At 50.1% G+C, this 13,397-nt stretch carries 5 protein-coding genes; 4 read left to right on the top strand and 1 reads right to left on the bottom strand.

The window, feature by feature from the left end; translation table 11 throughout:
* Positions 1–75 precede the first annotated feature (75 nt).
* The 4 genes from RBB63_RS08830 (at position 76) to RBB63_RS08815 (ending at position 11,369) form a co-directional block, all read left to right on the top strand.
* Complete coding sequence (locus RBB63_RS08830) at positions 76–3,189, top strand: LamG-like jellyroll fold domain-containing protein (RefSeq protein ID WP_309383226.1); 3,114 nt, start codon at positions 76–78, stop codon at positions 3,187–3,189.
* A 192-nt stretch (positions 3,190–3,381) separates the two neighbouring features.
* Complete coding sequence (locus RBB63_RS08825) at positions 3,382–6,582, top strand: sugar-binding protein (RefSeq protein WP_309383224.1); 3,201 nt, start codon at positions 3,382–3,384, stop codon at positions 6,580–6,582.
* 210 nt (positions 6,583–6,792) lie between these two features.
* Positions 6,793–10,671 carry a hypothetical protein gene (locus RBB63_RS08820; protein WP_309383222.1) on the top strand — a complete coding sequence of 1,293 codons (3,879 nt, stop codon included), beginning with the start codon at positions 6,793–6,795 and terminating at the stop codon, positions 10,669–10,671.
* Positions 10,668–11,369 (top strand): hypothetical protein, encoded by a 702-nt coding sequence (locus tag RBB63_RS08815; protein ID WP_309383220.1) that lies wholly within the window; start codon positions 10,668–10,670, stop codon positions 11,367–11,369. The genes RBB63_RS08820 and RBB63_RS08815 overlap by 4 nt, the downstream gene beginning before the upstream one ends.
* Before the next feature lie 217 nt (positions 11,370–11,586).
* Here the strand turns inward: RBB63_RS08815 and RBB63_RS08810 are convergent, their stop codons facing one another.
* Positions 11,587–13,149, bottom strand: a complete 1,563-nt coding sequence (locus tag RBB63_RS08810; protein WP_309383218.1) for a glycoside hydrolase family 43 protein — start codon at positions 13,147–13,149, stop codon at positions 11,587–11,589.
* Between the last annotated feature and the right edge of the window lie 248 nt (positions 13,150–13,397).

Here is a 13,397-nt window from a genome sequence, read left to right as displayed (position 1 = left end):
TGGACTGTATGCCTAGCGAGTCATTCAGCTCTTTTCGCTGCGAACGAGTATCGTGTTTCAAGCGTTGATGGAGGCATGCCCTACCTGCTTCATCTGCCTGAGATTTATGACGACGAGCCATCCCGTGAATTCCCAACCATCATCTACCTCCACGGCTACGGCGAGCGCTGCGAAAACGGCACATACGGAACAACCAATGAACTGAGTCGGATCGAGAATGCGGGCAACATCCCGCCAAACCACGTGCGCAATGGGAATCCGATGAAGTTCACCGTCAATGGGCAGGAGGAATACTTCATCGTCATCTCACCCCAAATTCGCAAAGGTCGCGGCGACTGGAATGCCGATGATGTCGTTGCGCTGCTCGATGAGGTTTCCAGCGACTACCGCATTGATCCGAATCGCGTTTACTTGACGGGCTTCAGTTTTGGGGGGCAAGGAACCTGGAATGTGCTGACTGGCGACGCCAATACCCCCAACCGGTTTGCGGCAGCGGTAATCGTGGCAGGCCGATCAGTAGTCGTGAACAAGCACTCCAAAATCGCCGATGACAATGTTGCCGTATGGTCAATGAGTGGCTTGAGCGACCCCACCGAACACACGCCTGAGAGAGTGTTGTCAGCCAACAACGCGTTGCGCTCATATTTTCCCGAGGCTGAGCACTTGGTGACGATGTACCCCAGCTATTCCCACTCATCTTCGCGTCAGTATAATACCGGGCACACCTACCATGATCCCAATATCTATGAGTGGTTTTTATCCAAAGAACGCCAAGCGCCCGGCAGGGCAGATCGAGTCAATCTAAGTAATCGCGCCGCCACCAGCGCGACATCTGGCGACGAGGAATCCAGCCACCCGGCCATCCGCGTAAAGAACAGCTCAGGCTCCTATTGGGCATCGGACACTGACGACTACGACAACAAGTGGGTTCAACTAGACCTCGGCGAAGCATTCACAGTTGATCAAGTCTTCTTGCGATTCTCTTGGTCGACCAGCGCGTCCATTGAACCTGTAGCGCCCAAGGGCAGCATCACCTCGATTGAAGCATCGCCAACAGCGGGACGCATTCGTGTATATGCCCCTTTCCACAATCGACGCACCAAAATTGGAAGCATCGCCGCCCACGAAGTTTACCTCCAAAACACAGGCCACTATGATGGCGGCCCCTACACGATCCTCAATGATCGTGACTATAACAAGGAAAGCGGTTGGTTCGAAATTGAAGCCGAGTACGCAGGTGACAGCACGGGCGCTTGGTATACGCTCAATGAAACCGTCGTCGCCTACACGCTTCAAGGCAGCATGAACGGAAGCGATTGGTTTACCCTTGCCGATATCAACGACAACTACGAATTCAGCCGCCAGCATAAATTCGAAGCGACTTCCCTGCGCTACGTTCGCCTGCATATCAGTGACTCCAATCGCACCGATTTGCCGGAGCATGAGCACCGCGCCAAGGTTTATGAAATGGTCGTGCTGGAAGCATACGACCCGCCGGAGCCGCCGACAGCTCCAACTAGTCTTAGCGTAACGGACGTTACCTCTGGCGGTGTTCAATTAGCGTGGAGCGGCGCGACTGGCGTCATCGACCAACACCACATTTTTTGGAGCACAATGGATGCGCAGCCTTCCACCCCACAGGCGACTGTCACCGGTGATCAAACTAGCTTTTTCTCGGAAGGCCTACTGCCAAACACCGAATACTTTTTCTGGGTCTCAGCCAGCAATGACAGTGGTGAGTCAGCTGCAATCAGCGTATCGCAAATGACTGATATCCTGATTCCACCAGCAGCCCCAACCAGCTTCGCCGCTTCTGGACCAACCGCGACCAGCATTTCCCTAAGCTGGCAGGACAACGCTGATAACGAAGAAGCCTACAATCTATATTGGAATACCCTAAACGCTAAACCGGCTACGCCTACCCAGCAACTCGCATCCGATAGCAGCAGCACACTCGTCAGCGGACTATCGCCTGACACTCAGTACTACTTTTGGCTAGAAGCAACCAATACCGCAGGGGAATCGGCCGACGTAACCATCACTGCATCGACAGCTGAATTTGAGGGCAGCTTAAGTAATGGACTAATCTCGCGTTGGAAGTTCGATGAGCAAGCGGGCGAAACTACTTTCGATTCGACAGGATTTAATGATGGGACGCTTTCTGGAGACTCAGTGCGCACGGATGAAGCAGTCGCCAGTCACGCCATTTCATTGGACGGAACCGATGACTGGGTGGAAGCGCCACACCAAGACGAGTACAGCAGTGACGCTCTAAGCATCTCGATGTGGGTTCGTCCGTCTATAGCCGACTCACAGCCACGCGGTCTGATTTCGAAGCGACAAGGGCTCACTGCCAACCAACGCTGTTTCAGCATTTTTAGCCACACAAATTCAAACATCAATCTGGACATCGGCGACCAGCGTTTCACGACGAATTATTCGCTCAGCGAGATTGGTGTATGGAAACACATGGTCTTGACGTATGATGGCTCGCAATCAAGCGACAACCTCAAGCTCTACATCGACGGATCCGAAGTTGCCTCAACCACCATCAGCACGACTTCGATACCGACCCTCTCCTGCCCGCTCACGATTGGCATTCTGAATGCCAATTATGGTTTTGGCTTTGCGGGGCAAATTGACGAAGTCCGCATCTATAACCGCATGTTGACCACTGAAGAGATCGAAGCACTGTATGAAACAGAGCCATTCACCGGAAACAACGCACCGATAACTTTCGTTGCATGGGCCGCCGATCTATTAGGTCATTTGCCCATCCAAGATCAGTCCCCGGCTGCCGACCCTGATCACGATGGCATTGTTAACTTACTGGAGTATGCGCAAGGCAGCCATCCAGTTGATCGGGCTTCAGGAAAGCGTCCAAACTGCACGGTGAAAGACTCGGGCGGCAACCACTACCTCGAGTTCAGTTATCGTCGTTTACAAGGAGGCAGCGGGAGCACCGATACCGGCTACATCGCAGGCAACCTACTTTACACGGTGTTAATCAGCCCAGACCTTTCGTCCGATAGCTGGGTGACGGGATCAGACTACCTGGAGACCGTTCCGCCAGTAATCGACCATGGAGACAACAGCGAAACCGTAACTTTACGCGTCAAGCAAAGTGTCGAAACCACCTCACCTAATTTCATTCGACTGCAAGTCGAAGAGCTCAATTTAAAAAACTAAAGAAGTAGAATGATGAACATAGACTCGCCCATACGACGGCTATTCCGAAATGCGTTACTTGCGTGCTCCATAGCATTGGCCAGTACCACGACCGGACTGAACGGCCAGAGCAGTTCCAAAGTTATTACGCAATTCTCTCCACAAGACTGGAAAACCAGTGCGGACAACCGAGCGCCAGGTAAATACGTTGCAATGGACGACTCTGGTATGGAAGTCCAGATCGCCTACTCGGGCAAAGGCTTTGAATACCACCGGATGGAGAATAAAAATCCAATCACGATTCCCGGTGAATTGAAGAACGTAACGGTGGATGTCAATATGAGCAATCCAGGCGCCGGAGCAAAGCTCACACTCCTCGATGCCTATGGTGAATGGCAGAACATCGACTTTCCAAAGTTTGAATCAGAAAGCTGGCAAACCGTAACCATTCCGGTGCCAGAAAATATTCCACAACCGGTGTCGATCCATAGTTTCATGTTTCACAACTGGGGCACCCGCACTGAAAAAACGGATGTCGTTGTCGGACTCCGCAGACTCAACGTAGAAACGGACCTTTCACGTGCTGATCCGCAAACCGGCCGTTTCCTGGACTGGAAAGCAGACCCCTCTGGCAAGGATAAGAAAACTGAAGCACCCGATACACCACTCTTTTCCGCAAGCTTCAGCTCCACTGCTCCAGGCCACTTCTTCGCAGGCACTGACGCCGAGCTCATCCTCAATATCCACAACTGGCGTGAACAACCGGCACAAGTCAAGGCCACCGTCACAGTGACAGACCCATCCGGCAAAAGTATCTTTACCAAAACGATCAAGCATACAGTGGAAGCCACTGAGCAATTCACCTGGTCGCCTCCCCTCGAATCATACGGACCGCACCGCGCTGAAGTTGTGATCGAAAACGAAGGTTACGAACCCGCCGAAGCTTATCTGATATTTGCTGAAGCGCCCAAACCGCATGACTTGACTGAGGCAGAGAAATTGGCGTCCCCCTATGGCATGAATGTCCATGGCGCCCAAGGTCTTTTCATCACTCCATTCCGCAATGCTGGCATTGTCTGGTTCCGCGACTATGTTTTCAATTTTCACTGGCTTGAACGCGCCAAGAAGAATAACCGCAACTTCAGCGGTTGGCCTGGCTACCCAGGGATTGTCCAGACTTACAAGGACGAAGGGGCAATGGTTCTACCCGTGCTCGCGCATTCCATCCCACGTCCGAAAATTGTCGATGGCGAAGTCCAAGGCAATCCTCCCCCCGACCGTGCATGGGTAGCCCACCTGGCTGAGGTGCTTGAAGGATTCCCACAGTACACCTATTGGGAATTGGACAACGAATACTCACTCGATAAAGACGCGCGCAACGCCGAAAAGAAAATGAACTGGGCACACTATGAAAGCTATCACAAAAAATTCGGAGAAGCGGTGAAGCTCTTGGGCTTTGGTGAGCTGAAGGCAGTGGAAAACGGGCGATACGGGATCCACCCGGACCTGGCGCTACAAGCCGTTCAAAATGGCTCTTTTAATGATATCGACGTAGTCAATGTCCACCACTACGCCGGAGTCGACGCTCCGGAAATCAACGTGCGTAACTTTAATACGGGCAGCCTTGGTCGCGAATCCGGCTTGTTCTTCGATAAACTGCGCGACGTCGTGGCCGCCGCCCACTCCGACGGCAGAGATCGCGAAGTATTCATCAGTGAGTTTGGCTGGGATACGGCAGCCGGACAAGTCGTCACCGAAGAACAGCAGGCCGCTTACCTGGCCCGTGCTTACATGATGTTTGCTGCAGCCGGCATCGATAAATCATTCTGGTTTTGGCACTTCGACTCACCGGAGCCAAAGTTGTTCTTCGACGCATGCGGTTTGATGACAGCGAATCGCGAACCCAAGCCATCCTTGTGCGCAATGGCAGGTATGACGCACTTACTCCCCTCGCTAAACTTTATTGGCAGCTTTAATGCAGGCCCCGGAACCTTGGGCTACGTGTTCGAGGAAAATGGACAATACATCGCCGCAGCATGGCGCATTGCAAAAGGTGACGACCCAATCGAAATAGACTTTGGCAAGGGTGTGGCGCTTTACGACCATTACGCAAATCCTCTGCCAGGAAGCAAAGCCAAGCTAGGCATTTCGCCGACCTATGCCGTTGGGTTATCGAAGGACTCGGACATTTTGCAGCGCGCGGCATACTCCATTGATTCGCACCTCTTCATGGCAACCGTCGCCAACGAGAAAACGGAGATCGTCGTTCGAATCGATAACCAGAGCGATAAGAACAATGCGGTAATCCTGAAACCCAATCTGCCCAGCGGCTGGAAAAGCGATAAAGCCGAATACAGTGTAAAATCCGCCTCCGGGCAAAACCAAACCGTTACCATTCCATTCAAGACCCCAACTGAGGCCCAAGGAGGCATCGAGCCGCTCAGCATTGATGTCTTGGAGAATGGTAAGCTCCTAACTAAGCTGTATCTTGAGGCCCATGTTCTGGAGCCATATATTCTCACCGTTGGTGGGATGCCCAATAACGCAGGACCAGTTGAAGTAACCACCACGGTAACCAATCAACGTAATATCGCCCAGAGCCCTACACTTAAACTCGAACTCCCGGAGTCATGGCGCGCGATCACCAAAGAAGTTGTTGTAGAGAATCTACAACCGCTTGAAGAGCGGGATGTCACTCTAAAATTCGAGTGGAACGCCGATGTAGAATTGAGCAACCCACCTCTTGTCGTTCTTGAAGATACAGGTTTCAAAACCGAGAAGCCGCTGATTCCGCCCATGTTGACTATTCATCGATTGCCAGGCAACGGTTGGTTCGATGGTCAGGTTTCCCAATGGCCTGCGCAGAATAAACTGCCCGAATGGATGGTAGGCTCGAGCTATGGAGAGGCTCAAGCCGATATCTGGTTAGGTTGGACCGATCAAGGAATCTGGATAGGCCTAAACGTTGAAGACTCAAAAGCCTTGGGAGCCAGTCCCCGCACATTCTGGCAAACCGATACGCTTGAGCTTTTTATCGATGCTGATAACGATAAGCTAGCATCTTCCTTTAGCAGCGGCGACCACCAATTCTGGGCGGTGCCGCAAACAGATATCAATCGTGTATTTCTTGGGCAATGGAAGAGAGCCAATGAGATTGAGGAAACTCGCTATGACATCACACTTCCGCAATCCTCCGCCCTAAAAACTGACACTGGCTATACGATGGAATTCCTCATTCCCTGGGACGAAGTTCAAGGCTCATCCTCGCCAACGATAGGCCAACAATTCGGATTGAATTTCAACTTAAGCGTCAAAGGGCCACATGGTCCCCGTGAGGTATATTGGCCTCGTGTTAAGGCCAATGGCTTAGCCAACCAACCCAAGCAATGGGGCGCCATTGAACTAAACCAATAAGCATTTCATAGTATGTCCATTCGATTTCGCCCGAAACGTGCAAGTCCTTAGAAATCTTCATCTATAGCTATGCATCACAACTCATTTGATTTGACCCTCTACCACGATTAAATTAAACATTGCGCAGCCAGCAAAGCCTAGGCGCCCCACTCAGTAAAAATAGCAACACAGCATAGGCGTTGCCCCCAAAGTTAATCCCCAACAGTTCCCATGACTCCAGTTTGCTTAAAATCTATTCCCCCTGAAAAGTCATCGCGCGACCGTGGCTTTGCGCTCGTGATAGCATTGTCACTGATGGCCATGATTTTCCTGTTGCTGATGGGCCTGGCAGTCACCACTCAAATTGAGTTGGGAAGCACAACTGCCTCTAAAAAGCAAACGGAAGCCCGGCAAAATGCATTATTTGGACTGAATGTCGCATTGGGTAACCTGCAACAGCAGTTGGGCGCCGATCAACGCACCAGCGCTTCGCCAGTCTTTCTTCAGCCAAATCTGGATGAAAGCTCTTCAGTTTACCATTGGAGCGTAGTCTGGGACACCAAAGAATTAAACGATGACGGCACTCCGAATCCGAATTATGGAAAGGATCTTGGCTGGCTAGTTTCTGGTTACGAAAATTTCAGCTCCGAAGATTCTGGTGAAAAGATCCCACCAGTTGGTAGTCTACTGAAAGCCGACGGCGAGCCTACTGATCCAACATCGACCGTCGTGCTTGTGGGTTCCGGTTCAACGAATGAAATCGCGAATTATGTTGCAGCGCCCAAAGTCGATATTGGGACTACCGGCGAGTACGCCTACTGGATCGCCGATGAAGGCCAAAAAGCTGATGTTAACTTAACAAGCCGTGCCGAGCGTGGAGAAACCGCCTATCCAGACAATACGCCCAACGTAACAACCCGCATGGAATTGAGCGCCCCATCTCGCTATGGCGCGCAGGTTATTGATGGTCTCGAAACGCTTATCTGGGAAGGCGACTCTGACTTGGCGAAAGCCGTCTCGCGAACAGCCAGCACTCAGGACATGAAACTCGCAGACCCTTCCTTGAACTCTGGCAACAGCATTTGGGGAAACGCGTTAAAGGATCATTTCCACGACGTTACTTACAATTCTCTAGCGCTGCAAACGAACACGCGGCAAGGTGGGCTAAAAAAGGACCTCAGCCTTCTTTTTGAATTGGATGACGCCGATTTCGCTCTAACCCCATACAGTGGCAATACGAATCGCCCTGAATTTACAAACTGGGACCGCCTACCGCCAACCGATGGCGGCAACTACATCGACCCGGCGAACAACGATCAAGTGAGCTACCTCTTTAAGCAGCCGGTGCCCAAATACGGAGAGAACGCATTCATACGTGGCCCAACCTGGCACAAGCTTCGCGATTTTTACCGGCTCTATAAAGACGTTAAAAACAATAATGTTCAACCGTCAGTAGCCATGCGCCCATTTGGTCCATCGGCAGAAGACATCGGCAGTAAAGGCAACGAAAAGGGATATTATGCAACGATGGAATCTGATAACGGAGGCGACATTCGAAATAGTCCCAATAAAAACGATAACTTTCTGAACACAACGGTTACGGTAAAGAACGGAGGACATTCTGGCGTTAAAGTAACCCGACTCACCAAACACGAAGTCATGCCAATCATGAATCGGGTCATCTATATATTCTCGCTTTACGAAGACCAAGGCGTTCCGAAATACAATTATATTGCAGAGACTGAAGACGGAAGTGTGCCCAAAGGCGGAAAATTTGAAAAAGCCGATGGCTCCATCAATGCGATCAGTCTGGTCATTGAACCAGTGGTGTGTCTGTGGAATCCATACAACGTCGCAATTGAATTCCAAGGCGGGCTTCGAATACGGTCTGAAGGTTCATTCGGATTTTTATTTTCACTGGCTCCAACAACCTTGGCTGCTGCTGGCCAACACTTACCCAGTTATCAGGCAGGTGGAGGTGACGGCGCATTCAATGGATTGGATAAAGACATACTTTCGATCCCACAAATTACATGTGAGTTGGCAGCCACGCGGCGCACAATGGATGGCGGTTTTCTGATTAGAACTGACCTTATCTTAGGCGATGATGAAGCCAGCATCGTGCTTGAACCTGGAGAAGTTCGCTTCTTCTCTGATCCCAATACGACGCCCACTCCATACAACGAGTTGAATAAGGTGCCAGATGAAAACACACGCGCCATTCACTTGCAACCTGGCTTCAACAAGCAGGGAGGCTTCATTTTGGGACGCCGAACAAACCTATATCATGAGCCACATAATAACGGAATTATACATCAGATAAGCGCCAGCAGTTCACAACCCATGGAACTAAACTTTTATCCATGGACAGGGTTTGAAGATGCAAATAACCCATGGGGAGACTTACGTTCAAAAGAGTCTATTCAACCCACCACTACTCTAGCCTACGTCCCAGAATCTGAGCTGCAATACGGGGGTAGTTTAATTGATACAGATACGACTCTCCAATATATAGCGATCAGTCTTGAGGGCCCTAAGAATGGTAACACTAAGGGTAAACTACACCATCTGCTCTACGGGGAAAACGGAAATTCTGGACCATTTCCACTAGTAGTCGATCCTTCAACAATTGGCTCCTATCCAAATCGAAAAATGCCATTCCTATACATGGGTTTGTATCAGAATCCAGTCCAACCGGATTTAGCTCTAGTGCCATCTCCCTCAGAATTTATCGGCACAATGTCGCCATTTTCGGGGAATGTGGATACCCAGTTCTCACACGGGGTTAATTCCGTGCCATATTCTTATCAGATGGGCGCCATGAGCAACTACACTGACATTCAGGAGCTCGATGATCGCGGCTTCTTTGGCGAGGGCTACTCCTCGGCATCTGAAAATCATCTGGTAGTTTCGGAAATCCCCACGTATCCAATGCGCTCACTGGCGACTTTTCAGCATGCTCACATCGCGGACTCAGCCTACATGCCAGGTCAAGCCATTGGCAATTCATGGACAGGCGGTGCTTTTAATCGCGATGAAATCATCGGCGACCATGTCGCACGCTACACACAGTACGACCTGTCGTATCTATCCAACCAAGCACTCTTTGATGAATACTTTTTTTCATCGCTCACGCCTCAAATGAATCTGGTCGGAGACGTGAAGCAAAGTAAAGACCTATCGACAACACTCACTGGCATAGTCGAATCAGCCCGCAGCAGTCATCAGCTTCCGCAGCTAAGCAATGAACGCATGCAATATGTCGGCACACCAGATGTTCTGGATTCAAGCACAGGGACCGAAACGACAGAAATAGTTCAAGACCTATCAGCAATCGATGGCTTCAGCAAAACGGCTCAGTATTTTGCAATAGAGGGCGGCTTCAATGTCAACAGCCTGTCAGTGGATGCATGGGATGCTTTTCTGGCTTCCACCCTAGGCGTCGACTACACCTACCTGGATCCAATCTCTGGCTATGCGACGGAAGGTAACGCAGACTTAACGATCTTCCCTCGGGCAACACTGCCCAATGGCTCAAGCGCCGAGCATTGGCGTGGCCCCAAGGGTTTGGACGACACCCAACGTCGCGCCTTAGCGCAGGCAATCGTCAACGAGGTAAAAGCCCGTGGCCCATACCTATCACTCTCAGATTTCGTAAACCGTGAAATAGTGAATTCCGACACTGGCAATAAAGGCGCCATTCAGGCCGCCATAGATTCTCTAGATGTCAATGACGCCTTTCTTTACGAGAAGGCTTATGCAGATGCAAAAGGCTACTTCAACGACGAGTATCTTACTGCGTATACCGGCGTTGGCTTGCCCCAGTATCTGACACAAGCAGATGTGCTTACACCTTTAGCACCCTACCTTTCTGCGCGCTCAGATACATTTGTGATACGCTCATATGGCAATGTGAAAAATGCGCTAACCAACAGCATCGAATCTGAAGCAGTCATTGAGGCTGTGGTCAGGCGCATACCTGAATTTGTGGATGGCGATAGCGACTCACCAGAAACTCCTCTCACGCAATTAACCAGCGAAAGCAATAAACAGTTTGGCCGCCGATTCGAAATCGTCTCCGCGCGGTGGCTTAGTAAGGGCGACATATGATAGCATCCAAAAGCATAGCGATATTCATACTCTCTCTATTAGTCTCAGCGATAAGCGCAAGCGGACAAGGGAATCAACCAGATGTTTACCTAAAGTTCCGTGCACTCGCCCTAAACTATCCACACAATTCAGGCATCTATCTGGCGCCCACCGGTGGCTCACCGATAAGAATATATTCCAACAGTAGAACGGATTGGGTTGAATACTCAGGCCCGAATCCGATTACCTTTTACGTCGATGACAAGAATGCGAAGAACGAGTCAATCCGGACTCCCATTGCCAGCGTTGATATCTCCATGGCCCCGGAATCCCCATTGCTGGTATTTTCGAAATCAAGCGCCGAAGATAAATTCTACAATATTAGCGTCATTGATGATAGCGTCGAAATATCTCCCCCAGGCAGTTATCGGATATTCAATTTCACAACCAAGCAAATCGCTGGGATGATTGATGATCAGAAATTCCTTCTATCGCCCAAAACGACCGCCTATGCGAAAGTGTCGAATCCCAAGGATTTTGAGGTGACAGTTAAGCTCGCCGAGAGCGCAAATGGAAAAGCAAAACGTCTGTATGCATCAACTTGGACGTTTTCAGAAAACTTTCGCTACTTGGTCATGATTATTCCGAGCAATGACCGCACCAGGGGTAATATCGATATACGCCTAATCCCTGACCTCATCCACGCAGACCAATCGTAGATACACGCTCTGTGACTCAAGAGCAATCCCCATTGTATAAAACGTTGAATCGTTACTCAGTGACAGGTCTCTGAAGCGCACTTCTCAGAAAACTTCACCAAACAAGCACCCATACTTTTCATTCACTAATATTAACATTAATCATTTTACCCCAAAATTAATACATTGCACGTACTGTCATTATCCTAAAAAACAAGAGCTGATCGCCCCTTCACAATCACAGAAGTTCGGGGCGGCTACGCAGCTTACTGAAACTCAGTATCCGGCCAACGGCTCCCTCTTTACCGACGCAATATGGACCAGTGAACAGTCCGCCGAAGCCGCCAATCAATTCAGTTGAAAGCAGTCGGCATTGGCCGCGCCCTACGACTGCCCATTCGCCGCTATCCTCCATGACTGAGAAGATGAAACTGCTCGGGTCCCCTTTCCACCCCTCCGGCCCGTTTGTTAACTCCATACGTAAGCGGTAGCTCTCCTGCACCGCGATTTCCCTCTCCTTCATCGAGTGTAAATCGAGAACCTGCTGGGTAAATCTCACCCCAATACGACTGGCTTCTTTGGCCGCAATAACCCCCAAAGAAAAGTAACCATAAGACTCCATAAAAACAGATATACCAACCTCGACCTCTGCATCTTTCAGTGCGACCTCACACTCATAAATAACGCCTAAACTGTTCAATCGCGTCCCCACCCATGACTTAATTGCCGGAGAGGACAAATTAGCCGATTGAGCTATCAATTTAAGCCCAATCGTTGAACCCTGGTCATAGACGCTGCGATATGCCCGCCCAATCGTCACCCAACGATGATGCAAAAAGCCATCTTTGGAATCAAATCGGTCCGTCCAATTCAGATCGTAGTGAAGTCCGTTATCGGATAACTCCACCGGTTTGCCTTGATTAATAATCGGCCAACCATCTGCCGACCATGTAACGGGAGCCAAGAAGGTTTCCCGACCGAAAAGATGTACCGGTGGGTAGCCCACTGGGCGCACACCTAAAAAGACCATCCACCATTGTCCGTTCTCACCTTCAACGAAATCTCCATGACCGGTGTTCTGAATTGGCGATTCGATGCCAGCATGCGTTAATATCGGATTGTGGGGACAGGCTTCCCAAGGACCCCATGGGGAAGACGAACGCCCAATTGCAATCCGATGATTCGCCTCCGTGCCTCCTTCAGCCGTCAACAAATACCAAAAGTCGCCGCGACGGAATAGATGCGGCCCCTCAGTCGCCTTCCACCCAAACCCGGGACTAAGAAAAGTTCGTGGGCTTAATCCTTTTCCTGATTCAAGATCGATCTCAAATTGCACAATACCATGAGGCTCGTTATGGCGAGCATCGGCAGTGACTTGGCAAAGCACTGTTCCATCATCTAAAAAGGTAATCGAGGGATCGATTCCACCTTGATGATCGGCATCTATCCATATGGGATCAGACCATTCGCTTGCTGGGTCTTTCGTCGTTACGATAAAATGACCTCGATTACCAATTAAGGTGGTGATAAGGTAGAACTTACCTGAGTAATAACGAAGCGTTGGCGCAAATATGCCTGCAGTCCCCAGCCGCTGCTCTGCAACAAAATCTAACTGTTCTGGACGCGAAAGTATATGCCGTACAAATTCCCAATCGCGCAAATCTCGACTACGATATAAAGGCGCACCCGGAAACTGTCCAAAGCTGCTAGTAGCCAGATAATAATAGTCGCCAACTCGGCATATAGTTGGGTCCGGATGCATACCGGAAAGAATCGGATTAGGATAAAAAGTTCGGGTCACAGTTTCAGAATTTTATCAATTCGATCAGGTAGAAGCATTCTGACTTCACGCCAGAAAGTAATACGTTATAGATTCTTGGTTAATACTCCTTCAGTCAAGGATATCGCACAAAATAAAGAGGGTTTCCTCATGCCTAATCCGCCATCCTTCCTCTTCTAATCATGGGAGCTTAGATATTCAATAAATCCATTAACTGACGCACAACTCTTGGCGCCTTACACGCTCCTATCGTTACAACTGAGTCGCTT

Origin of the sequence: Cerasicoccus frondis (genome assembly GCA_031296915.1) — a bacterium.
GTDB classification, from domain to species: Bacteria; Verrucomicrobiota; Verrucomicrobiia; order Opitutales; family Cerasicoccaceae; genus Cerasicoccus; species Cerasicoccus frondis.
Note: the sequence above shows the minus strand (reverse complement) of the source record. Positions and strands in the feature narration are given on the sequence as shown.